Below are 23,398 nucleotides of genomic sequence, written 5' to 3' on the forward strand. Positions count from 1 at the left end.
GGTCATGTACTTCGAGACCGGCCAGGGCTCGGCGCTCTCGGCCGACGCCCACTGGGGCGTCGACCAGCAGACCATGGAGGCGCGCGCCTACGCGGTGGCGCGGGAGTTCGACCCGCTGCTGGTCAACACGGTCGTGGGCTTCATCGGTCCCGAGTACCTCTACGACGGCAAGCAGATCATCCGCGCCGGGCTGGAGGACCACTTCTGCGGCAAGCTGCTCGGCCTGCCGATGGGCGTGGACGTCTGCTACACCAACCACGCCGATGCCGACGGCGAGGACATGGACGCGCTCCTGACCCTGCTGTGCGCGGCCGGGGTCAACTTCGTCATCACGGTGCCGGGGGCGGACGACGTGATGCTGAACTACCAGTCATTGTCGCACCACGACGCGGTCTACGCCCGCGAGACCCTGGGTCGCCGTCCGGCCCCGGAATTCGAGGCGTGGCTGCGGGCCGTGGGCATCACGGACGGGCAGGGCCGGCTGGCCAGCGCGACGGGCGCGCTGCCCCCGGCCCTGGCGGAGGCGTCCCGGCTCCTGCCCGGGCGGGCGGCATGAGCGGCGAGCCGGCCCGACCGGGCCACCCGACGCTGCGCGACCTGCGCGGCCTGACCCAGGCGCGCATCGCGCTCGGCGCGCACGGCGCTGGCCTGCCGACCGGCGCGGCGCTCGCCTTCGGGCTCGACCATGCCCGCGCCCGCGAGGCGGTGTGGACGCCCCTCGACGCGGCCGCGATCCGCGAAGGGCTGCGGGCGCAGGGCCTCGACGCGGTGGAGGTCCGCTCCGCCGTGGCCGACCGGGCGGAGTACCTGCGCCGGCCGGACAGGGGCCGCACCCTCGATCCGGGATCCGGGTCGGTGCTCGACGGGCACGGGCCGGGCTTCGACGTGGCGATCGTGATCGCGGACGGGCTGTCGGCGACGGCGGTCGCGCTGAACGCGGTCCCGGCGGCGGCGGCGCTGGCAGCGCGGGTGCGGCGGGCCGGCTGGCGCCTCGCGCCGGTGGTCGTCGCGAGCCAGGGACGTGTAGCGATCGGCGATCCGATCGGGGCGCGACTCGGGGCGCGCTGCGTCGTGGTTCTGATCGGGGAGCGGCCGGGCCTGTCGGCCTCCGACAGCCTGGGCTGCTACGTCACGTACGGCCCGGCGCCGGGGCTGCCCGATTCCCGGCGCAACTGCATCTCGAACATCCGGGAGGGCGGCCTGGCGGTCGAGGCGGCCGCCGGGCAGATGGAGGCGCTGCTGCGGGCGATGCTGGCCCAGGGCACCAGCGGCGTCGCGCTGCGCCGGGACGATCCCGCAGACCCGAAGGCGCTGCCGGACGCGCGGGACTGACCGCTCGGACGACCCGGGCGGACGTCACGCGCGCTCCGCGGACGGGCTGCAGCCGAACTGGGACCGGTAGCAGCGGGCGAAATGGGCCGCGCTCGTGAAGCCGCAGGCCGTCGCGATCTCCCCGATCCTGAGCGGGCTCTGGCGCAGAAGGCGGCGTCCGTGGGCGAGGCGGATCGCCCTGTACTGGGCCGAGAAGCTGAGCCCGAGCTTGTCGAGGAACAGCCGGTCGAGGTGGCGCGGGCTTATCGCCGCGAGGCGCGCCATGGCGAGGCGGCCGAGCGGCGCCTCCACGGTCTTCTCCATCGTCTCCAGGACCGCCAGCAGAGCCGGATGGTGGATTCCGTATCGCTCGACCGCGGAGGCCCGCTGCGGGTCGTCGGCGGCGCCGATGGCGGTGTGGAGGAACCAGTCGGAGACGCGCCGGGCGAAGGCCTCGCCCATGCGTTCGGCGATCAGGGCGTGGGCCATCTCCAGGGGCGCGACGCCGCCGCCGCAGGTCAGGCGATCGCCGTCGGCGACGTAGCGCGCCCGGCTCAGGCGCGCCTCCGGGAAGGTCTCGACCGTGGCACCGGCATATTCCCAGTGGAGCGTGAACGCGCGATCGGCCAGCAGGCCCGCTTCGGCCATCAGGTAGGGACCGCCCGAGATGCCGCCGATGCGGACGCCGAGTCGGGCCATCCGCCGCAGGGTCGCGTGGATCTCGGGCCTGTCCCACTCGGTCGGCTCGCCGCCCGCGCAGACGAAGAGGGTGTGGAGGTGGCCGCGCTGGCGCGGCAGCGCCTCGGTGGGGACCTCGGCGCCCGACGAGGCGGCCACCCGGCCCTCCGACTCGCCGAAGTAGCGCAGGCGGTAGAGCGGCCGCCCGGCAAGTTCGTTGGCCGCCCGGAACGGCTCGCACCCCGAAGCGAAGGACAGCAGCGCGAAGCCGGGCACGAGGATGAAGCCGATCTCCTGTGGGCGATCCCCGGTCTCCGCCTCCATCTCGGACGCCCCCTCCGCTCCTCGATGGCTCAAACGTGCAGGAAACCGTCCGTTTCAGTCAAACGCCCGCCTCGGCATTGATCATGCTGTGTGCCGTTACCCCGTCCCGCGCGAGATCGCTTCCGGATGCCTCGACCTGCCGATCTTCCTCCGTTCCGCGCCGCCGCGGCGGCCCGTCCCGGAAGCGAGCGGGAGTGTCGGCCGTGAGCCGCCGCTACGACGTCGCCGTGCTGGGTCTCGGCGCGATGGGCAGCGCCGCGCTCTACCAGCTGGCGAAGCGGGGCGCCGCGGTCATCGGGCTCGACCGCTTCGCGCCGCCCCACGCGCTCGGGTCGAGCCACGGCGAGACGCGGATCACCCGTCAGGCGGTCGGTGAGGGCGCCGACTACGTCCCCTTCGTCACCGCCTCGCACCGCATCTGGCGCGAGCTGGAGGCCGAGACGGGCGAGACCCTGCTGAACGCCTGCGGGGCGCTCGTCATGGCCCCGGGCCACGGCGTCTCCTCGCACCACGGCAAACCGGACTTCGTGGGCCGGTCCATCAGCGCCGCGGAGGGCGCCGGCATCGTCCACGAGGTGCTGACAGGGGCGGAGGTGGCCCGCCGCTTCCCGCAATTCCTGAACCTCGCGGGCGACGAGAAGGCCTATTACGAGCCGGGCGGCGGCTACGTGTTCCCGGAGCGCTGCCTCGCGGCGCAGCTCGGCCGCGCGGGTGCCGCGGGCGCCGAGATCCGCACCAACTGCACGGTGGTCGGGCTGCAGCAGGACGGGAGCGGCGTCCGCATCGAGACGGCGGAGGAGACCATCCTGGCCGACCGCGCCGTCGTGGCCGCGGGCGCCTGGACGGCCCCCCTGCTCGGGGGCCCCTTCGACCGGCTCCTGACCGTCCGTCGCCAACTGCTGCACTGGTACGCGCTCGCGGACGAGACCGCCTACGGGCCACACGCGCCGGTCTTCATCTGGATGTACGGGACGAGCGACACGGAATACCTCTACGGCTTCCCGCCGCTGGACGGGTCCATCAAGGTCGCGACGGAGCAGTACAGCACCACCACCACCGCCGACGGGGTGGAGCGCCGCGTCGATCCGTCGGAATCCGACGACATGTACCGGCTGCGCGTCGCGAACCGGCTGGCCGGCGCGACCCCGGAGGTCGTCCAGGCCGCCGCCTGCGTCTACACGGTGACCCCCGACCGCGGCTTCATCATCGACCGGCATCCCGCGATGGAGCGGGTCCTGGTCGTCTCCGCCTGCTCGGGGCACGGCTTCAAGCACTCGGCCGGCATCGGCGAGGCCGTCGCCGCGGAGCTGGCTGGGACCGGTAGCACCGTCGATCTCAAGCCCTTCGCTCTGGCACGTTTCAGTTGATGCGCCGGCCAATGGCTCGTGGATTGCTTGAAACCATGCCAAGATCCGTCGACCCGAGCAGGAAAGATCCGATGCGTCTCACCGTCCGCACCCTTCTGACCACCGGTGCGCTGGCCGCGCTCGCGGCGTTCTCGACCGTCGCGCTGCCCGGCCGGGCCACGGCCGCCGACGGCGTCGACGCGATCAAGAAGCGCGGAACGCTGATCGTCGGCGTGAAGGCGGATTACAAGCCGTTCGGCTTCCGCGACCCGAGCGGGACCATCATCGGCCTGGAGCCCGACCTCGCCGCCGACCTCGCCAAGCGGCTCGGCGTGAAGCTCGAGCTCGTGCCGGTCGTCTCGGCCAACCGGATCGAGTTCCTGCAGCAGGGCAAGGTCGATCTGCTGATCGCCACCCTGTCGGACAAGCCAGAGCGCCGCCGCGTGGTGCAGGCGATCGACCCGAACTACTATTCTGACTTCGTGAACGTCCTGCTGCCCAAGTCGTCCGGCATCACCGACTGGGCGCAGCTCAAAGGCAAGCCGCTCTGCGCCACCTCGGGCGCTTGGTACAACAAGGACGTCGCGCGGACCTACGGGGCCGAGATCGTCGCCTTCGACGGGTCCGAGAAGCCGCTCTTCGCGCTCAAGCAGGGCAACTGCATCGGCTACGTCTACGACCAGAGCATGCTGCAGGGTAAGCTGCTCGACGACGACTGGAAGGCCAACTACGCGCTGCCGCTCAAGGGTATCCTCGACGCCCCGTGGATGATGGCGGTGGCGCAGGGCAACACCACGCTCCAGGCCGCGGTCGAGGACGCCACCAAGGATTGGATGAAGACCGGCTTCATCGTCAACGAGGAGAAGAAGTGGGGCATCGAGCCGACCGCTTACTCGAAGGCGATGCACGAGAAGTACAAGAACGCGACCAACTGATGCGCGCCTGCACTACGAAGCCGGGCGATCGCCCGCGATGATCGCCACGATCCAGGCGTGGTTCCAGCAGCTCTACGAGACCACGGGCTTCAACTTCACGGTCTTCTACGATCCCTACGACTGGGACCGGTACGTGGCCGGCCTGCGGATGACGCTGCTCCTCGGGATCAGCACGATCCTGGCGAGCCTCGTCATCGGCGCCGTCGGCGCGCTCATGCAGAGCGGGCCGTCGCGCGTCCTGCGGGCGCTGGTCAACGGCTTCGTGGTGGTCTTCCGCAACACGCCGCCGCTCGTGCAGATCTTCTTCTTCTATTTCGGCCTCGGGACGCTGCTCCCGGACATCCGCTCGGCCGACGGCCTGCGCGCGCCGATCCTCAACAATGTCCAGTGGGCGATCATCTCGCTTTCGCTGTTCGCGGGCGCGTTCAACGTGGAGATCTTCCGCTCCGGCATCGAGGCCGTGCCGCGGACCACGGTCGAGGCCGCGGAGGCCCTGGGCTATACCCGCTTCAAGGCCTACCGGTACGTCGTCCTGCCGCTGGCCCTGCGCGTCTGCCTGCCGGCGCTCAACAACAACCTGATCAACCTCCTCAAGACCACCACGCTGGCCTACGCCATCGCTGTCCCGGAGACGCTGTACGCGGTCAAGCAGATCTGGTCCGAGTCGCAGAACGTGCTGGAGATGATGCTGGTGCTGCTCGCGACCTACGCGATCCTCGTCGGCGTGCTCGTCTGGATCATGCACCGCTGGGAACGCGCCCTGCGCATCCCGGGATACGGCCGATGAACGCCGCCGATCCGCGGGGCGGGCGACCGGGGGACCTGCCGGTGCTCCTGCCGTTCGCGCTCCCGAAGGACCGCGCGGCGGCGCGCCTGCGCCCGGCGCATCTCTGGCTGCTCACCGGGCTCGCCCTCGTCGCCGTCCCGGCCTGGGCGCAGGGCGGGGTCGCCGCGCTGTCGCCGCTGGAGGTCGTGATCAAGTGGGCGCCCCTCCTGCTCACGGGCTTCGCCTTCAACGTCGCGATCTCGCTGATGGCGATGGCGATCGGCACGGTGGCGGGCATCGGGCTCGGGCTGGCCATGCTGGCCGAGGGGCGGATCCTGCCCCGCCTCGCGTGGTGCGCCACGCAGGTCTTCCGCAACGTGCCCTGGCTGGTCCTGCTGTTCTTCGTGATGTTCCTGGTCCCGTTCCAGGTCACGGTGTTCGGTGTCCGCGTGCCGCTGCCCGACTGGGTCAAGGCGACCTTCGGTTTCAGCCTGCCGGTCATGGCCAACGTCGCCGAGATCGTCCGCGGCGCGGTGCGCTCGGTGCCCAACACCCAGTGGGAGGCCGCCGAATCCCTGGCCTTCACCCGGCGCCAGACGATGTGGCGCATCATCTTGCCCCAGTGCGCGAAGCGCATGCTGCCGCCCTGGATGAACGTCTACTCGCTCATCGCGATGGCCACCGTGCAGGCCTCCATCGTCGGCGTCACCGAGATGCTGACGCTGACCGCGCAGGTGCACGCCGCCGAGGGCGGCCGCCCCGAGCTGTTCGCGCCGCTCTACGGCTTCGCGCTGCTCTGCTTCTTCCTCTACTGCTACCCGATCGACCGGTTCACCGCCGCCCTGGAACGCCGCTTCGAGACCCGCTGAGACCATGACGCGCGCGACCCTGGCCGCCACCCCGTCCCCGAGCTGGACCCCCGATCAGCCGATCGTCCGCGTCGTCGACGTGCACAAATCCTTCGGGACGTTCGAGGTGCTGAAGGGGATCAGCTTCGACGTCCGCAAGGGCGAGGTCGTCTGCATTATCGGTCCCTCGGGCTCGGGCAAGTCGACGCTGATCCGCTGCGTCAACGCCCTGGTGCCGGTGAGCGCGGGCTCGATCCAGGTCGAGGGGATCGAGGTGACCGATCCGCGGCTCGACAAGCTGGCGCTGCGCCGCAAGGTCGGCATGGTGTTCCAGCAGTACAACTTGTTCCCACACAAGACCGCGCTGCAGAACGTGATGATGGCCCCCATCCACGTCCTCGGACAGGAGAAGCGCGAGGTCGAGGCCCGGGCGCGGGCGCTCCTCGCCAAGGTCCGGCTCGCCGGCAAGGAGAACGCCTATCCGGGCGAGTTGTCGGGCGGCCAGCAGCAGCGCGTGGCCATCGCCCGCTCGCTGGCGATGCGGCCGGACGTGATGCTGTTCGACGAGGTCACCGCCGCCCTCGATCCGGAGACGGTCAAGGAGGTGCTGGTGACGATCCGGGAACTCGCCGAGGAGGGCATGACCTGCATGCTCGTCACGCACGAGATGAACTTCGCCCGCGACGTCGCCGACCACATTTACTTCACCGACCGCGGCGTCATCGTCGAGCACGGCCCGCCCGCGACCTTCTTCGCCTCCGCCCAGGACGAGCGCACGCGCCGGTTCCTGTCGCAGGTGCTCTGAGGCCCTTCGGTCCGGGCCTGGGGTCCGGACCGCGTCAGCGCGGCCCGGCCTCCCGCGCCACGATGTGGTCGGCGATCGCCCCGGCGGTGGTGAGCCAGATGTCGTCGCGCCGGTCGGCGATGTGCTGGAGCGCCCGCCGCAGGGGCCGCAACCGGTGCGGGCGCCCGACGATGTAGGGATGGAGCGCGAGGCCCATGACCAGGGGCGCGGCCTGCGCCTGCTCCAGCATCTCGTCGAAGGCGTCGACGATGGCTTCGGCGAACTGGCGGCCCGTCTCCTTGCGGGCGACGATGGCGGGGATGTCGTTGAGTTCCTGCGGGTAGGGCACCGTCAGGATGCGGCCGCCGCCGCGGGTCTTGAACCAGGTCGGCTGGTCGTCGTGGTCCCAGTCGAGCAGGTAGCGGTACCCGGCCTCGGCGAGGAGATCGGGCGTCACCCGCGACTGCGAGATCCACGGCCCGAGCCACCCGGCGGGGGGGCGGCCCTCCCGCGCGGCGATCTCGCGGGTCGTCTCGGCGATCAGGGCCCGCTCCGCGTCCTCGTCGAGGGTGCCTTGCCGCTCGGCGTTGGTGCGTCCGTGGCCGACGATCTCGTCGCCCCGCGCCCGGAACGCCTCGATCAGCCCGGGGCAGTCCCGGTAGAGGTTGCTGTTGACGAGCACGCTCGCCGGCATCGCCAGAGTGTCCAGCATCTCGGCGATCCGCCACGCGCCGACCCGGTTGCCCCAGTCGCGCCACGCGTAGTTGAGCACGTCCGGCTGCGGGCCGCCGGGCGCCAGCTCGGCACCCAGGCCCTCGCCGAACGCGAAGGTCTCGAGGTTCAGCCCGACATAGACGGCCAGCCGCTTGCCCTCCGGCCAGTCGTAGACCGGGCGGTCGGGGAGGGCGCTGTAGCCGTAGCGACCGTGTCCGGCATTCGTGTCCATCAGAGCCCCCGTTACGCCGCACCGAGATAGGCCGCTTCCAGCCCCTTGTCCGCCGACAGCTCCGCGGCGGTTCCGCGCGCGACGACCCGGCCCTGCTCCAGCACGTAGCCGCGGTCGGCGACCGTGAGGGCCAGCGCCGCCATCTGGTCCACGATCAGGATGGTGACGCCCTCGTCGCGCAGCTCGGCCACGGTCGCGTAGAGGGCGTTGATCATCGCCGGGGCGAGGCCGAGCGACGGCTCGTCGAGGAGCAGGATGCGCGGGTGCGCCATCAACCCGCGGGCGATGGCCAGCATCTGCTGCTCGCCGCCGGAGAGCAGGCCCGCCCGGCTCGCCGCCCGGTCGCGCAGCCGCGGGAACCGGTCGAGCAGGCGCTCCACCTCGGCAGGGTCGATCGGCGACCCGCGCCCGAAGGCGCCGAGGCGGATGTTCTCGACGACGGTGAGCTCCGGGAAGACCTGCCGGCCCTCCGGCACCAGCACGAGCCCGCCGCGGGCGATCCGGTGGGCGGGGAGCGCCTCGATGCGGCGGTCTTCGAACACGACCGATCCCGCGACCGGGCGCAGCAGCCCCGCCAGCGCCCGCATCGCCGTGGACTTGCCGGCCCCGTTCGCGCCCAGAAGCGCGACGGTCTCGCCGGGCCGCACGTCGAGATGGACGCCGTCGAGGACGGGCGCGGCGCCGTAGCCGGCGGTCAGGTCGAGGACCGAGAGGACGGCGTCGGCCGGCCCCTGCCACGGCGCGCTCCGCGGCCGAGCCGGGGTGTCGGCGCCGCCGAGATACGCGCGCAGCACCGCCGGGTCGCGCCGGATCTCGGCGGGCGTGCCGCGCGCGATCGGGCGGCCGGCATCCATGACGAGGATGTGGTCGGAGATGCCCATCACCAGCGGCATGTCGTGCTCGACCAGCACCACCGCGACGCCGCTGTCGGCGATCCGGCGGATCAGCCGGGCCAGCCGGTCGGTGTCGGCCCGCGACAGGCCGGCGGCGGGCTCGTCGAGGAGCAGCACCGCGGGGCTGCCGGCGAGCGCCCGGGCGATCTCCACGAGGCGCCGGTCGACGTGGGGCAGCTCGGCGGCCGGGCGGTCGAGGGCGCCCCGGTAGCCGACGAAGGCGAGGAGCGCGGCGGCCGTCGCGCGGTCCCGCGCCCGCGCGCGGCGCCACAGCCGGCCCGGCGCGAGGCCGAGGGCGACGTTGTCGGCCACCGGGAGCGAGCCGAACAGGCGCGTGGTCTGGTAGGTGCGCGCGATGCCGGCGCGGGCGACGACGTGGGCCGGCCGACCGGCGAGGTCGCGCCCGCCCAGCCGGATCGCCCCGGCGCTCGGGCGGTAGAAGCCCGAGACCATGTTGAGCACGGTGGTCTTGCCGGCCCCGTTCGGGCCGATCACGCTGGTGACGGCCGCCGGCCGCGCCGTGAGGTCGACGCCGTCCGCCGCCGTGATGCCGCCGAAGCGGATGCCGACGCCGTCGAGGACGAGGGCCTCGCGCGCCGCCGTGCCGGGCAGCGGTACCTCCCCGCTCTCCGGGGCGGCCGCCTCGTCGCGGCCTCGGGGCAGCAGCCGGGCGAGGCTGCCGACCAGCCCCGAGGGCACCAGCCACAGCACCGCCAGGGTCGCGACGCCGAAGAACAGCAGGCGGTACTCGGCGAGGCCGGACAGCGCCTCCGGCAGCAGCACGGTGACGAGGGCCCCGAGGAGCGGGCCGAGCACCGTTCCGGCGCCGCCGACGACCACCGAGAGGACGAACAGGATCGACTGCGAGAACGGGAACGAGCTCGGCGCGATGAACAGCATCAGCGGCGGCAGGATCGCGCCCGCGAGGCCGGTCAGGGCGGCGGAGATCGCGAAGGCCAGGGTCTTCACCCGGACCGGGTCGAAGCCCAGAGCCGCCGCGGCGACGTCGGCGTCGCGCACGGCGCGCATAGCCCGGCCGAGGCGGCTGCGGGCGAGGACGTCGAACCCGGCGAGGCTCGCCCCGGCGGCGAGCACCGCCAGCACCGCGAGGCCGGCCGGCGAGAGCGGCTCGCCGAGGAGGCTCGGCGCGTCGGTCACAACGAGGCCGTTCTGGCCGCCGGTCAGCTCGCCGCCCTCGATCAGCCCGTGCTCGACGATGAAGCCGAAGGCGATCGTCAGCATGGCGAGGTAGGGGCCCTTCACCCGCATCGCCGGCACTGCCACGAGGCCGCCGACGAGCGCCGCGATCAGGGCCGCCGCCGGGAGCGCCAGCCAGAAGCTGACGCCGTGGAGCGTCAGGATCGCGCTCGCGTAGGCGCCGATCGCGTAGAAGCCGGCCTGGCCGAAGGAGATCAGCCCGGTCAGGCCGAGGAGCACGTTGAGGCCGACGCCCGCCACCGTGGTCAGCGCCACGAGGGCGATCACGAAGTGGCTGTAGCCGGCGGTCAGCGCCACGAGGCCGAGCGCGGCGGCGGTGAGGCCGGCGATGCCGAGCCGCATCGCCGGGCCTGAGCGCAGGTACGGCATCGCGTCAGACCTTGTTGACCGCGGCGCGGCCGAGCAGGCCGTCGGGGCGCAGGGTGAGGGCCAGGATGATCACCGAGAACACCACGAGCTGCGTGTAGGTCGAGCCCAGGGTCGCGGTGACGCCGGCCTCGACGAGGCCGTAGAGCAGCCCCGCCAGGATCACCCCGGTGGCGGAACCGATGCCGCCGAGGATCGCGACCGCGAAGGCCTTGATGCCGAACAGCGTGCCGAGCTCGGCCGAGACCGAAAACAGCGGCGCGATCAGCAGGCCCGCGATGCCGGCGAGCACCGCCGAGAGCGCGAAGGCGCGGGCCACGGTGCGGCGCACGTCGATCCCCATCAGCCGGGCGGCGTCGGCGTTCTGCGCCACGGCGAGCAGGACGCGGCCGAGATCGGTCCGGCGGAACACCGTGCGGATCGCGAAGGCGAGCGCGATCCCGACCACCGGGATCACGAGCTGCAGCGGGTAGATGCCGGTCCCGAGGATCTCCACCGGCTTCGTGGCCAGCGGCGAGGGCAGGCTGCGCGGCTCCTTGCCGAAGGTGAACAGCACGGTGTTGTCGAGCACGATGCCGCCCGCCACCGTCGCCAGGAGCCACGCGTCCGAGCCGCGCGCGACGAACGGGCGGACCAGCGCCAGCTCGACCACGAGGCCGAACAGGGCGCAGCCGGCGAGCGCCAGGACGATCGCGGCCGGCATCGGCCAGCCGAGGGTGACGCCGAGCGCGTAGGCCAGGACCGCGCCCAGGGTGACGACGCTCCCCTGCGCGAAGTTCACGGTCCCCGACACCGCGTAGGTCACGTGGAAGCCCAGGGCCACGAGCCCGTACATGCTGCCGAGGCCGAGGCCGCTGACGAGGATGGAGGTCAGCATCGCCGGGCTCAGTTGGTCACCGCGACGATCTCACCGTCCTTGAAGCGGGTGAACACGTAGTCGTTCGGGCCGAGCGCGTCGTGCTGGCCGGGCGCGAAGGGCGTGGCGTAGGTTTTGATCAGGCCCGGATAGGTGCCGATCTTGTAGAAGCCGTCGCGGACCTTCGGGCCCTCGGTGGAGCCGGCGGCCTGGATGGCGAGCGCCAGCAGGTGCGTCGCGTCGTAGGCGTTGGCGATGCCGACGGCGGGGGTGACGTCGGCCATCGACTTGATCGCCGGGTACTTGGCCTTGAGCGCGTCGAGGACCGCGCTCGCCTTCGGCGACGTGTTGCCCGCGAAGGTGAAGGTCTGGATGAAGTGGACCTTCCCGGCGCTCGGGCCCGCGAGCTCGTCGAAACGGCCGCCCGCCGGACCCCAGTGCGAGACGACCGGCACCGACCAGCCCATCCGGTCGAGGGACTTCACCACCTGGGCCGAGGGGCCGACATTGCCGACGAGGAACAGCGCGTCGGCCCCGGCCTCCTTCAGCCGGGACAGCTGGGGCACCATGTCGACGTCGTTGGCCTCGTACTTCTCGATGCCCGCCGCCGGGAGGTTGGCCGCCTGCAGGGCGTCCTTGAGTCCCTTCTGGTTCGACTCGCCCCAGGCGTTGTTGACGAGGATCATCCCGGGCTTCTTCGCCCCGTAGGTCTTCACCGCGTAGGCGACCAGCGCCTCGTCGACGAGGGCGTCGACCGCGGAGACGCGGAAGGCGTAGTTGTCGGCGGCGCCGTTGCGGGTGATGCCGGTGCCGGCCGCCCAGGGGCCGATGAACGGCACCTTCATCTGGTTGGCGATCGGCACGATCGCCATCGAGACCGGCGTGTCGAGGCCGCCGACCACCGCGACGACGCCGACCCGCTGGATCAACTCGCGGGTCGCCAGCACGCCCTTGGACGGGTTGGCCTCGTCGTCGCGGGCCACGAGCTCGAGGGGACGCCCGAGGACGCCGCCCTTGGCGTTGATCTCGTCGATGGCGAGCCCGATCCCGCGGGAGATCGCCTCGCCGGATTTCGCGGACTGGCCGCTCAGGGCGGTCACGAGGCCGATCTTGACGGTGTCGGCCGCCTGCGCGGTCGAGACGGCGAGGCCGAGCAGGGCGCTCGTCGTCACCGCGAAGCGGCGCAGGGTCGGGGGCAGGAAGGAGGCCATGGCGTGTCTCCGGGAGCGGGGCGCAGCCTGCTTTGCGCAACCTCCATGCCACCAGGAATTGGCCGCTTCGGCCGCTGCACAGACCGGTGCCTGTATCGTCGGAGGCAATCTGTGCTCAATCTGGCGTCAAAGTGCATACACTTCCTGCATGCACGGGCCGGCCTTTTGCGGCACGTTGGGCCGACAGGAGGCCTGCATGACTGACGTGACCCACAGCGCGGCGACCGCGCGCGACGCCGGCAACGTGACCGCCTATCTCGAGGCCTCGATGGTGCCCGATCCCGAGACGGCCGCGCGCTACATGGCGCCGGGCACCCGGATCGTGTTCACCGGGGCGCGGGTCTTCAATCATCCGTCCGAGGTCACGGCCTTCAATGCCGGCCGCTACGCCTGGGTGAAGAAGCGGATGGAGCGGCTGGACGTGGTGCCGGGCGACGGCGTCACCACGGTCTACAGCCTCGGGACCCTGTACGGCGCGTGGCCGGACGGCACGCCCTTCGAGGGCAACCGCTACGTCGACCGCTTCACCGTGCGCGACGGGCTGATCGTCGGCATGGAGGTCTGGAACGACAGCGCCGAGCGCCTGCTGACGAAGCACGGCCTGACGGCCTGACGCGGCGGGCTCAGGCCCCGCCGCCCGCGACGTAGGGCGCCAGCAGGCGTGCCAGATCGCGCTCGCGCGGGGCCGGGGGCACGATCCGCGCCCGGTCGGCGACGGCGTCGAGGTGGTGGTCCATGAGCGCGGCGGCGCGCTCGGCATCGCCCGAGACCAGGGCGGCGACGATGTCGCGGTGTTCGCTCACGGCGCAGTCCGAGGAATGCGGCCGGCTGTAGAGGGACAGGATCAGGGCGCAGCGATAGCCGAGTTCCGCGACGTACCGGATCAGCACGGCGCTGCCGGTCATCTCGGCGAGCATCAGGTGAAACTCCGTCGCGAGCCGGATCGACAGCGCCTCGGGGCCGCCCCGTGCGGCCTCCTCGCGCGCGATCTGGTCCAGCAGGACCTGACGCTGCTCCGCGCTGAGCCGCCCGGCGAGGCGGCGGACCACGAGCCGCTCCAGGCCGAGGCGCACGTCGAAGGTGTCGCGCGCCTCCTCCCAGCTCGGCGTCGCTACGACGGCGATGCGGTTGCGGCGCAGATCGACCAAGCCTTCCCCGGCCAGCCGCAGCAGGGCCTGCCGGGCGATGGTGCGGCTCACCCCGAACCGCTCGCCGAGGGCGTCCTCCGGCAATCGGTCGCCGGGGGCGAGCGCCCGTTCCACGATGGCCCGCCTCAGGGCCTGGCAGATCGCTCCGACGCGATCGCCCTCGTCTCCCGCCTTCATGGACGGCGTCCGGACTCTGTCGCCCGTGTCCGTGCGGATTGATCCGTCATGATCCTCTCTCGACGCGATCCGGCGCCCCGCATCCGGTCCCGTGCCGGCTGGGCTCTTCGCAGACCTGGGACCCGAGGTGCAACGGTCGCGCCAGCGTGGTTGGCGACCGTCCGCCGTGCGCGAACTCCGCCGATCGCGCTTCCATCCGCGTCCGTGGGCGTCCCGTGCGGGACTGGCGCGACCGCTTCCGACAAAGTCGCCGCCACGGACGTGTCGCAGATCCAGTCCAGCAACCTGTTCGGTACCCAGATCAGCGGGGAGGATGGAGCCACTTTCTGGTTGAGAAATTTTGTAGCCACTGTTTCTATAAGTAGAATAGTGGTCACGATGTTCTTTTTTGAAGCTCAATCAAGATGAAGGATTGACATGCGAAAATTGATATACAACTCTCATGAGGTGCGTTTAGAGGGAGAATGGCAGGTATGCTACCTGAGGTTGGTGTCGGTGCGGGAGAAATTTCTGACTCGTCCTTGAGAAATTCAATCAAGATCGTCTGCGCCTACGTGATCCGGAATCCGGTATCCCCTGTCCAACTCTGTGAGATTTTAGCCAGTACGTACGAAATGCTTAGCCAGATCAGCGCGGGACCGGCGCGCGCGGTCGCGACGCCCGAGGCCGCCACCGCGCGGGAGATCCGCGCGTCCATCCAGGCCGAGGGCCTGATCAGCTTCATCGACGGCAGGTCCTACAAGACGCTCAAGCGTCACCTGACGGCTTACGGGCTGACACCGGAAGAGTATCGCGCCAAGTACGGACTGCCGCGCGACTATCCGATGGTGGCTCCGGGTTACGCCGCCAAGCGCTCGGAGATCGCGCGATCGCTGCAGCTGCGACACAGGGCGGGCTAGGCCCTCTCAATCGCGTCCGAAGCGGTTCGCCGCGATACGCGCGGTCAGGCGGGGATCGGGCGACCCGGATCGATCACGGAGTCCGGCCAGGGATTCTGCCCGTCGCTCAGCCAGCGCAGCGTGTCGGCCCAGAATCCGCCGCTCCTGCGCGCGTGGAACAGGCCGAAATGGCCGGGCGCCTCCGCGCCGATCGCGGACGGGGTCAGCTGTACCTGGATGCGCGGGCTCGACACGTAGTAGCCGAGGCCCCGGCGGATCGCCGCCGGCGTGCCGAACGGGCCGTCCGGCGTACCGACCGCCAGGATCGGGGCGCGGACGGCGGCGAAGCGGGCGAGGAGGGCGGGGCGCTCGGCGGCCGGGTAGCTCGCCTCCATGCGCCGCCCGCGGAATGCTCACTCGTAGGCCACGCCGGCCGGCAGATCCTCGAGCCATCCGAGCCGACGGCCGGGAAAGTAGCCGACGGCGGCGGTCACGCACGGCATCAGCAGGTGCCACTTCGCGATCATGCTGAGCCTCTCGCGGGCGCGATCATCGCGGCGATAGGCGAATTGCGCGCCGACGGTGAGGATGCGGTCCACCGCGCCCGCGGCCTCGGCGAAGCCGGGGAGGAAGCCGCCGATGCTGTGACCGACGACCGTGAGCGGCCCCGCCTCGCGCTGCCGAATCCATTGGGCGGCGGCGTCGAAGTCGAGCTCGCCCCAGTCCCGCCAGCGGATGCCGGATCCCCTCAGGCGCGCGGGCCGCGATTCGCCGATGCCGCGGTAATCGTAGGTGAGCACGACGAAGCCCCGCTCGGCCAGGAACCGCGCGTAGGCGTGCTAGTAGCGCGCGCGGACGCCGGTCGCGGGATTGACGACGATCGTGCCCCGGCCCGGCGGTCGGCTCGCCTCGGGCCGCCAGAGATGACCGCGGAGCCGGTAGCCGTCGCGGCAGGCGATCGTCACGGGTCGCGCGTCGAGACCCGCGGTCGCGGCGGGCGCGTGGCGGACGGGCGTCATCGGACCCCCTCGGCGGTGGCCGCCGGGACCGGACGATCGTCGATCGGGAGGTGGAGGAGCGCGGCGATCAGGCCCGCGAGGGCCGTGGCGAGCCAGACCCCATCGTAGGATCCGGAGACCTCCAGAACCACGCCCCCCAGCCACGCCCCGAGGAACGAGCCGATCTGGTGGCTGAGGAAGACGATCCCGAACAGCGTCCCGAGGTGACGGATCCCGAAGACCCGCGCCACCAGGCCGCTCGTCAGCGGGACCGTGCCCAGCCAGGTCAGGCCCATCACGGCCGCGAATGCGAGGACGACAGCCTCGGATTTCGGCGCGACGAGGAAGGTGCCGATCGCGGCGGCGCGGATGAGGTAGAGCCAGACTAGGACGTGCTGCGGCCGGTACCGGCCTCCGAGCCAGCCGCACCCCCAGCTCCCGGCCATGTTGAACAGGCCGATCAGCGCCAGCGCGGTCGCGCCCAGGCCCGCCGGCATGTGGCAGAGGGCGAGGTACCCCGGAAGGTGGGTCGCGATGAAGGCGAGCTGGAAGCCGCAGGTGAAGAAGCCGAGCGTCAGCAGCCGGTAGCCCGGGTGCCGCCACGCCCGCAGGAGCGCCTCGGACAGGCTGCCGGCCGCCGAAGAGCCGTCGGGCACGCCGGCGCGGGGCGCGCGGTCGAGCGCGACACCGAGCGGCGCGAGCGCGACGATGATCGCCGCGAGCGCGAGGAGCCCCGCGCTCACGCCCGCGACCGCGGTGACGGACTGCGCGAACGGGACGAGCAGCACCTGGCCGAGCGAGCCGCCGGCGCTCGCGAGGCCCAGAGCCGCGCTGCGACGCTCCGGTGCCGAGGCGCGACCGACCGCGGTCAGGACGACGCCGAAGCTGGTACAGCTGATCCCGATCCCGACCAGCAGCCCCAGGCCGAGCAGCAGCGTCGGCGCCGTCGGCGCGAGCGCCGTCAGGACGAGGCCGCCCGCGTAGACCAGTGCGCCGAGGGCGACGACCGGCGCGGCCCCGTAGCGGTCCGCCGCCGCGCCCGCGAAGGGCTGCGCGAAGCCCCAGACGAGGTTGTGCAGGGCGATGGCGAGGGCGGTCGTCGCCACCGGGATGCCGGTCTCGAGGGAGAAGGGCCCGAGGAACAGCCCGAAGGTCTGCCGGATGCCCATCGCGCCGCTCAGAACCAGGCCGGCCGCGACCGCCACTGCCACCACCGGCAACCCGCCCCATCGCCCTGCGCCCGCGCGCCCGATCGTTGCCATCGCGGTCTCCGTTGGCTGTCGCCTTCGCGGAGACGCTCGCAGCCGGCGGCCGGCGCGACAAACGAGAAGATTTCCACGGGCAGTGAACGCCGCTCACGGGCGGGGCGCGCCGTCCCGGTCCCGTCGGGCCCTCAGGCGGCGCCGGCCGGGAAGCGCCGCTTCTGCTCGGCCGCGAACCGGCGCGCCTCTGCCAGCAGCCAGGTCCGGAACAGGTCGGGCTCCTGCCGGTCGTCGTCGCCCTCGGCGCTCACGAGCCAGTGGGAGGTCGCCGCCGGGACGGCGGGGCCGACCCCGACGAGCGTACCCTCGCGCAGCTCCCGGTCCATGAGCGCCCCCCGGCCGAGGGCGATGCCGAGGCCCGCGGCCGCGGCCTGGAGCGCCATCGCGAACGTGTCGACGTGCAGGGTGTCGGCCGAGGCCAGCTCCACCGCCCCCGACGCGTCGCTCCAGGCCTGCCAGTCCTCGGTCGCGGAGGTGACGTGGATCGTCGTCGCGCGCCGAAGGTCGAGGGCGCCGTCCGGACCGATGACAGCCCCGCGCTGGGCCGGGCTGCAGACGTGGAGCAGCCAATCCTCGAACAGGTGGACGCTGCGGTGGCGCGGAGTCGGAATCCGGCCGAGACGGAGGGCGAAGTCGAAGCCGTCGATCGGGAAGCCGACCTGCCGGTGGGAGGTGTCGATCCGGATCGCGATCTGCGGGTGGCGGCTGCGAAAGGCCGGGAGCCGGGGCAGCAGCCACCGCGTCGCCAGGGTCGGTGCGCAACTGATGGCCAGGGTCCTGCCGGACCGCGGTGTGGGCAGGCGGCGCGTGCCGATCAGGATGAGGGACAGCGCCTCGGACACGTAGGTCAGGTACTCGGCCCCCTCGCGCGTCAGCGCCAGCCGGCCCGGCTCCCGGACGAACAGCTTGACGCCCAGCGCCTTCTCGAGGCCGACGATCCCGTGGCTCACGGCGCTCGGCGTCAGGTTCAGTTCGGACGCCGCGCGGGCGAAGCTGAGATGGCGGCCGGCCGCTTCGAAGAGCCTGAGCGTGGAGAGGGGAGGCGTGCGGGGCCGCATGGGATCGTCGGGGTGAGCCTGCCGGTCGCCGGGGCAGCGACGTCGTCGTCCGACGGGGAAGCTAGCCCGGATGGTGTCGCGTGCCCAAGGCGGTGCGCGCGCCCGGCCGGTCAGATCAGGCGCAGGATCACCTGTCCGGTGACGGTCTCGAACACGATCAGGCGACCGCGCTCGTCGAAGACGGCCGCGGCGTCGCCCTCCGGAGCGAAGCGCACGCGCAGGCTCCCGCTGCCCTGCCACAGGACGGCCGGTCCGCGGATCCGGTTCGCGCCGGGCACGCCGGCCCAGAGCGTCCCCTCCTCGGTGGCGGTCGCGGCCCAGAGGCGGCCGTTCTCCGCCGCGACTAGGCGCGGCGGATCCGTGGGCTCCGCGCGCGCGGCGGCCTCGATCAACGCGCGCTCCTGCTCCCGGGAGGCCGTCGTGAAAGCGTGGGGATGCGCCCGCAGGTGCGGATGCGCGCCGGTCCCCTCGAGGGACCACGCGACGGCCTCGGTCAGGCCGAGCACGCCGACGCCGCGATCAGGCGGCGTCCAGAACCGGCACGTCACCGCCAGGGTGCGGGAGGACAGGCTCCACCACTCGATCGTGCCGTCGTGCCGGGCGTAGATCAGGGCGCTCGCGTCCGCGAAGGCGGCGAGCAGCAGCGGCCGGCCCGGTTCGGTCATGGGCAGGCGCCAATGGTGCGCCAGGGCGCCGTCGGAGCCGGGCGCGCCCCCCGCGCGACCGAGGAGCGAGGCGGTGTCCAGCCGGACGAGCGCCTCCCCGTCGAAGACGAGCCAGCCGGTCTCGTCCGCCTGACCATGCCAGTGCGTGATCGGCAGGGGACCGAGCGGCAGGAGCCGTCCGGTGCCGGCGTCGAAGAGCTGGACGTCGGGGCCGTCGAGCGTCTCGCGCAGAACGAGGGCCCGGTCGCCCGCGCCGAGACGCGCGAAGCCCGTCAGGCCATCCACCTGTCCCCGCCAGCGCTCGCGGCCGGCGCGGCCGAGGAGGCGCACGAGCCCGGAACGGTAGCCCAGGAGCAGCCGCCCGCCCGACAGGAGCGCGGCATCGGCGATCTCGGCCAGCGCCGGGCCGTCCGGGACGACGAGCGAGCCCGCCAAGCGGGAGGCGGACGGTGCGGTGCGCGTCCTGAGCTGCCGGAGATGCTGGCGCAGGGCGACCTGTCCGCCGGCTTCCGCGAGGCGCCCGGCGAGCCGGGCGCGCTCCGCATCGTGGCCGAGGATGCCGTCATCCGCGGCGAGGCGGCGCGCGAGGCCGCGGCAGAGGAGCGCGAAGGCGGGCGTCGGCGGCCGCTCCGGACCGCCCTCGAACTGCGCGTCGAGCAGGAGCGCGGCCACCGCGCTCCGGCGCGCCGCCGCCTCGGCCCCGGTCCCACTCACCAGGTCCGCGAAGGCGGCGTGCAGGCGGTCGCCGTCCCGTCCCGCCCAGGACAGGGCGCGCAGGGCCCGGGCGAGCGGCGCGGCCGGCACCGGCGTCTCGGCGTCGAGGGCTTGCCGGATCCAGGCCAGTCGCCGCTCGGCCAGAGCCGGCAGGCCGAAGGTGACCGCGGCGGCGCGATCCAGGGCGCCGATCCCGACGAGGCGCGCGGCCCAGGCCTCGGCCAGGACCGGTCGGAACGGATCGTTGGCCCCGAGTTCCTTCCAGAGCTCCGCGTGGGCCTCGTGGCGGGCGGCGAGTGCCAGGGCCCGCTCGGTCTGCCCCGCCCGGAACCAGAGCGGGACGGTCGTCGCGGGCGGGAGGCGGCGCGCCTCGGCCAGACGGGCGGCGGTCTCCAGGCGCCCGGATTCCGCGAGGAGGCGCACCGCCTCGTGCGGGTTCCCGACCAGGCTGTCGAGCACGAAGGCCGCGCGTTCCGTGTCGCCGCGTCCGGCCATCGCCACGGCCTGCGCGCGGTAGAGCGCCGCGAGCCGGATCTCGTCCGCGGGCGCGAGGCTCAGTCCGTTCGCCCGCTGCGGCCCGAGATCGAGGTCGAGGCTCCTGCGCAGCCCGGGCCCGGTCAGGGGCAGGTCGGCGAAGGCGCTCCCGCGCCGCGCCGCGCCGCCGAGACCGATCGCCCGGTACAGGGCCTCGTCGACGCGCCCCGCCGCGAACAGCCGCTCGACCTCGGTGAGCCGCCGGGCATAGAGGCGGCGAAGATGGGCCGCGTAGGGCGAGCGCCACGCGAGCCACGCCGCCGCCCGGCGCCAGATGGGGGTGCGCCCGCTGCCGGTTCCGGCGGGCGGGCTGGCCGAGGGCGTGGCGCCCTCACGCGCGGCCCGCGCTCCGCGGCGCCGGAACGCGAACCACGCGAGGACGAGAAGGACCAGCACCGGCAGCGCGAGGCTGCCCCAGTGGGCCGCGGCGGCCCCGTGCTCCGCCGTCGTCCGGACGTTCTCGGCGAAGCCGAGCACCATGGCGCCGACCATGATGGAGGCCAGCAGGACGACGTAGGCGGTCCAGAGGAGCCCCAAAGCGCCGCCGATCAGGCGCCGGAAGCGGGTGACGAGATCGCCGAGGACGTGCTTCGTCCGGCGCCGCGGCCGCCGGGTCGCGGCGTCGCGGACCGGCGCGAGGGGGTCCGCGTCGGCGACGAGGGCGGGGGCGCTGACGAGGCGGCGCGCTGGCGGCGCCGGTCGCAGGACCGGCAGGCGTTCGGCCGGATGTACCGCGATCGCGTCGAGATCCCACCAACCGGCGATGTCGAGACTGGCGAAGGCCGCCAGCGGCTCTGCGGCGAGGCGTCCCCCCGTCATGTGGACGACATGGTCCCGCAGGGCCGCGGCGACGGGCGGCTCCGGCTCGGCGAGGGGTACGGCGGTCAGGATCCCGGCACTGCGCACGACCGGCAGGACCGGTCCGAGGGCCGCGCAGTCCCGCGTGACGGGCGCGGCGAACAGCACGAGCACGCGATCGCCGCGTGCCCGCACCTCCGCGGCGTGCTCGAGCCAGGGAAGGAGCCGGGCGCGCCAGTCCGGCCCCGCGGAGCCGCGCGCCATCAGGATCCCGTCGAGGGGGATCGTGCCGGCATGCAACCAGCCGCGCGGGCGCAGGGCCGCGAGCGGCTCCCGGGCATCGGGGACCGGCGGCGGCCTCAGGCGCCCAGGCACGGGACGGCTTCCGTGAACGCGCCGAGATCTCTCAGGTGGGACCATCCGCGGTCGAGCTGGCCGAAGGCGAGCGCGTCGACGAAGCCCCCTGCGTCGCACCGCGCGGCCGCGATGCACGGGACGGCATCGGCATCGACGGCGACGCGCACCGCCTCGAGGGTCGCGTCCGGAAGCGTCAGGGGATCGCCCGCCGCCGCGCCGTCCGGGGTCCGGAACGTCAGGCGCGCCGAGGCCGCCTCGTCGCGGTCGAGATGGAGGGCGAGGAGGCTTCCGACGGCCTGGGCGCGCACGCCGTCGTACGGGGGCACGATGCCGATGATCCGGCCCTGCGGCCCGAGGTGCGCGACCACTCCGTCCGCGGCGTTCACCACGTGCCAGTGCCCGCCCGCCTGCTCGATCCCCAGGGTGGGCTGCCCGCGCACCGCGCAGAGGGCGAGGCCGCCGCCCGGCCGCAGCGATCCGGCCCGGCCGGGGAACCGCGCCACGACCTTCCCGTCGGACGGCCGCCGCGCGATCACTCCGTCCGCGCGATCGCGCATCAGCAGACCGGCGGGCGTGACCGCGAGGGGAAGTTCGCCCGCGAGCGGCGCGTAGTCGATCAGCCGCGTCTCCGAGACCAGGAAGGCCGTGCCGTCGGCCGCCAGGAGCCAGGACCGGTTGCGGCGTTTCAGCGTCCCGAGGGGCGGCAGAACCGCCTTCGGCAGGCGCCGGCACACCAGGGGATGGTCCCGCGGGATCCGCCGGTCGAGCGTCGCAGCGGCGCCCGAGCGGTCGAAGGTCCAGCTGCGGAGCGTCAGGCGCGCGTCGTCGGCGTAGACGTTGAGGCACGCGGCCCGGATCCGCGACCGGCCGACGGCGAGCCCCACGAGGCGCTCGTGGGGTGCGACCGGCAGGCGCAGCGCGCCGGAGGTGCCGGTGACGGGGACGATAAGGATGCCGTCGGGCCGCGCCACCAAGAGGTGCTCGCCGCAGGGCGCGAAGGCCAGCCCGCGGGGCGCCCAGTCCGGAGGCGCCGCGCTCCGGTCGGGCGCGGACCGCCGGGACGGCGGGCGTCCGGGAGCCGGACGGGGCCGGAACGGGTCGCGCAACAGCGCCACCGCCTCGCGCTCCGGCGGGAGGTCGAGGCGCGCGGCGGCGACAGGGCCGGTGGCGTCCAGCACGGTGACGTCGGCGGCCACGGCGAGGCCGTCCGGCCCGAGACGCGGCCGCTCCACGATGGTGATCCGCCGGCACGGTCGCGCCGCTTCGGGCAGGTCGGATCCGCCGATGAGCCAGAGGCAGGCGCCGGGCCGCCCGGCCGCGCGGGTCGCGACCGCCTCGGCCAGGACCCGTTCGAGTTCGACCGCGTCGAGGGATGTGGCGGCGCTCTCGCGGAGAAGGATCGCGGCGTCGGACCGCTTCAACGCGCCGAGCCAGCGCCGCTCCGGCGTGGCGGTCGAGGCCCAGAGCAGGCGCGCGCCGCGCCGCCGGGCGAGGCTGGCCAGGCAGAGCAGCGCCGCGAAGGCCACGAGGCGGGGGGCGCCGAGGAGTTCCGGCCCGGCATCGACCACGACCAGCACGGCGCCCGCATCCGCCGCCTGACGGTAGACCGGCTCCAGGGTCAGCAGGTCGCGCTCGGCCGCGCGCTGCAGGAAGGCGTCCGGATCGAGGTCGCGCCAGAGCCACTCCGAGGCGACGAGGCGCTCGATCCCGCCGCGAGTTCCGAGGCCCCCCAGCCCGTCGATCTCGCCCTGCGGTTGCCCGCCCGCGCCGTCGGCCCGCTCGACGAGGGGCCGCAGCGCCTCGACCAGCGCCGCGAGGATCCGCAGATCCGGTTCCGCCATGTCGGAGAAGAGCGCCGTCCACGGTGCGAGCGCCGGCGGAAGGGTCGTCCGCGGACCGGTCGACGCGGCGCTCACGCCGCCTCTCCCAGGCGGCCGGTATCGATGTCCGGCACGGCGCGCGACCCGGCGAGGTCGAGCAGGCGCAGGGTTTCGCCCTCGGGAACGAGCAGGGCCGGACCGCCCATACCGTGCCAGTCGAGCAGGCGGCGCGCGACCTCGGCGCGCCAGGGCGCCGGCACGGCGAGGCGGCACCCGAAGGGCAGGAGCAGCGGCCCGTCGGCCGCCAGCCACCCGAGTGGCGTCGCGCACCAGGGCAGCGCCGGCCGGCCCGAGCCCGTGTCGGGGGCGAACAGGACGGCCTCGCCGCCCGCCAGCGCCAGGCGCAGGGTGGCGTAGCGGCCGATCCGCGGGGCGATCCGCGCCAAGAGACCGGCCGCGTCGCTGCGGGTGAGGCGCAGACCCACCGGCGAGCCGCCGGCCGCCGGC

The 23,398-nt window shown here is 73.3% G+C and carries 20 protein-coding genes and 1 pseudogene; 9 read left to right on the plus strand and 12 right to left on the minus strand.

The window, feature by feature from the left end; translation table 11 throughout:
• Together eutB and eutC are read left to right on the plus strand one after the other, a co-directional pair.
• The coding region (gene eutB / locus BM419_RS25025) for an ethanolamine ammonia-lyase subunit EutB (RefSeq protein WP_175556370.1) at positions 1-556 on the plus strand (556 nt) is incomplete at its 5' end.
• The gene (gene eutC / locus BM419_RS25030) at positions 553-1,332 is read left to right on the plus strand and encodes an ethanolamine ammonia-lyase subunit EutC (protein WP_091928007.1); all 780 of its coding nucleotides are present in this window, start codon (positions 553-555) and stop codon (positions 1,330-1,332) included. The genes eutB and eutC, both read left to right, overlap by 4 nt.
• A gap of 24 nt (positions 1,333-1,356) precedes the next feature.
• On the opposite strand, the gene BM419_RS25035 is transcribed toward eutC, so the two are convergent.
• A complete protein-coding gene (locus BM419_RS25035; RefSeq protein ID WP_091928008.1) occupies positions 1,357-2,313 on the minus strand; it encodes a GlxA family transcriptional regulator in 957 nt (318 codons plus the stop codon).
• A gap of 203 nt (positions 2,314-2,516) precedes the next feature.
• On the opposite strand from BM419_RS25035, the gene solA reads away from it, so the two are divergent.
• From solA to BM419_RS25060, 5 genes are all read left to right on the plus strand, one after another.
• Positions 2,517-3,680, plus strand: a complete 1,164-nt coding sequence (gene solA / locus BM419_RS25040; RefSeq protein ID WP_091928053.1) for an N-methyl-L-tryptophan oxidase — start codon at positions 2,517-2,519, stop codon at positions 3,678-3,680.
• A 71-nt stretch (positions 3,681-3,751) separates the two neighbouring features.
• Positions 3,752-4,594, plus strand: coding sequence for a transporter substrate-binding domain-containing protein (locus BM419_RS25045; protein ID WP_020093110.1), 843 nt, complete (start codon positions 3,752-3,754; stop codon positions 4,592-4,594).
• Between the two features lie 37 nt (positions 4,595-4,631).
• Positions 4,632-5,381 carry an amino acid ABC transporter permease gene (locus BM419_RS25050; protein WP_091928009.1) on the plus strand — a complete coding sequence of 250 codons (750 nt, stop codon included), beginning with the start codon at positions 4,632-4,634 and terminating at the stop codon, positions 5,379-5,381.
• Positions 5,378-6,229 (plus strand): amino acid ABC transporter permease, encoded by an 852-nt coding sequence (locus BM419_RS25055; RefSeq protein ID WP_091928010.1) that lies wholly within the window; start codon positions 5,378-5,380, stop codon positions 6,227-6,229. The genes BM419_RS25050 and BM419_RS25055 overlap by 4 nt, the downstream gene beginning before the upstream one ends.
• Before the next feature lie 4 nt (positions 6,230-6,233).
• Positions 6,234-7,013, plus strand: a complete 780-nt coding sequence (locus BM419_RS25060; RefSeq protein WP_042674771.1) for an amino acid ABC transporter ATP-binding protein — start codon at positions 6,234-6,236, stop codon at positions 7,011-7,013.
• A gap of 34 nt (positions 7,014-7,047) precedes the next feature.
• Here the strand turns inward: BM419_RS25060 and BM419_RS25065 are convergent, their stop codons facing one another.
• Genes BM419_RS25065 through BM419_RS25080 form a run of 4 tightly spaced genes read right to left on the minus strand, consistent with a single transcriptional unit; the run spans position 7,048 to position 12,482 of the window.
• Complete coding sequence (locus BM419_RS25065) at positions 7,048-7,938, minus strand: polysaccharide deacetylase family protein (RefSeq protein ID WP_091928011.1); 891 nt, start codon at positions 7,936-7,938, stop codon at positions 7,048-7,050.
• Positions 7,939-7,949: 11 nt separating this feature from the next.
• The gene (locus BM419_RS25070) at positions 7,950-10,418 is read right to left on the minus strand and encodes a branched-chain amino acid ABC transporter ATP-binding protein/permease (protein ID WP_091928012.1); all 2,469 of its coding nucleotides are present in this window, start codon (positions 10,416-10,418) and stop codon (positions 7,950-7,952) included.
• Positions 10,419-10,422: 4 nt separating this feature from the next.
• A complete protein-coding gene (locus BM419_RS25075; RefSeq protein WP_091928013.1) occupies positions 10,423-11,292 on the minus strand; it encodes a branched-chain amino acid ABC transporter permease in 870 nt (289 codons plus the stop codon).
• 8 nt (positions 11,293-11,300) lie between these two features.
• Entirely contained in the window at positions 11,301-12,482 is a 1,182-nt protein-coding gene (locus BM419_RS25080; RefSeq protein ID WP_091928014.1) for an ABC transporter substrate-binding protein, read from the minus strand.
• A gap of 196 nt (positions 12,483-12,678) precedes the next feature.
• On the opposite strand from BM419_RS25080, the gene BM419_RS25085 reads away from it, so the two are divergent.
• On the plus strand, positions 12,679-13,095 hold the full coding sequence (locus BM419_RS25085) for a nuclear transport factor 2 family protein (protein WP_091928015.1): 417 nt from the start codon (positions 12,679-12,681) through the stop codon (positions 13,093-13,095).
• A gap of 10 nt (positions 13,096-13,105) precedes the next feature.
• On the opposite strand, the gene BM419_RS25090 is transcribed toward BM419_RS25085, so the two are convergent.
• Positions 13,106-13,807: a GntR family transcriptional regulator gene (locus tag BM419_RS25090; protein WP_020093119.1), complete on the minus strand. Its 702-nt coding sequence runs from the start codon at positions 13,805-13,807 to the stop codon at positions 13,106-13,108.
• Positions 13,808-14,280: 473 nt separating this feature from the next.
• On the opposite strand from BM419_RS25090, the gene BM419_RS25095 reads away from it, so the two are divergent.
• A complete protein-coding gene (locus BM419_RS25095) occupies positions 14,281-14,706 on the plus strand; it encodes a Ros/MucR family transcriptional regulator (RefSeq protein ID WP_091928016.1) in 426 nt (141 codons plus the stop codon).
• 44 nt (positions 14,707-14,750) lie between these two features.
• Here BM419_RS25095 and BM419_RS25100 read toward each other — a convergent pair.
• The 6 genes and pseudogenes from BM419_RS25100 to BM419_RS25125 form a co-directional block, all read right to left on the minus strand.
• Positions 14,751-15,704: pseudogene (locus BM419_RS25100) on the minus strand (alpha/beta fold hydrolase).
• Positions 15,701-16,945, minus strand: coding sequence for an MFS transporter (locus BM419_RS25105; protein WP_091928017.1), 1,245 nt, complete (start codon positions 16,943-16,945; stop codon positions 15,701-15,703). Before BM419_RS25105 ends, BM419_RS25100 begins: the two are co-directional and overlap by 4 nt.
• Positions 16,946-17,076: 131 nt before the next feature.
• Positions 17,077-18,003 (minus strand): LysR substrate-binding domain-containing protein, encoded by a 927-nt coding sequence (locus tag BM419_RS25110; RefSeq protein ID WP_091928018.1) that lies wholly within the window; start codon positions 18,001-18,003, stop codon positions 17,077-17,079.
• Positions 18,004-18,113: 110 nt separating this feature from the next.
• Complete coding sequence (locus BM419_RS25115; protein ID WP_091928019.1) at positions 18,114-21,089, minus strand: hypothetical protein; 2,976 nt, start codon at positions 21,087-21,089, stop codon at positions 18,114-18,116.
• Positions 21,074-22,987: a hypothetical protein gene (locus BM419_RS25120; RefSeq protein WP_091928020.1), complete on the minus strand. Its 1,914-nt coding sequence runs from the start codon at positions 22,985-22,987 to the stop codon at positions 21,074-21,076. The genes BM419_RS25115 and BM419_RS25120 overlap by 16 nt, the downstream gene beginning before the upstream one ends.
• Positions 22,984-23,376, minus strand: coding sequence for a hypothetical protein (locus BM419_RS25125; RefSeq protein WP_139257110.1), 393 nt, complete (start codon positions 23,374-23,376; stop codon positions 22,984-22,986). Before BM419_RS25125 ends, BM419_RS25120 begins: the two co-directional genes overlap by 4 nt.
• Positions 23,377-23,398: the final 22 nt, after the last annotated feature.

It is taken from the genome of Methylobacterium sp. yr668 (genome assembly GCF_900116245.1).
Lineage (GTDB): Bacteria > Pseudomonadota > Alphaproteobacteria > Rhizobiales > Beijerinckiaceae > Methylobacterium.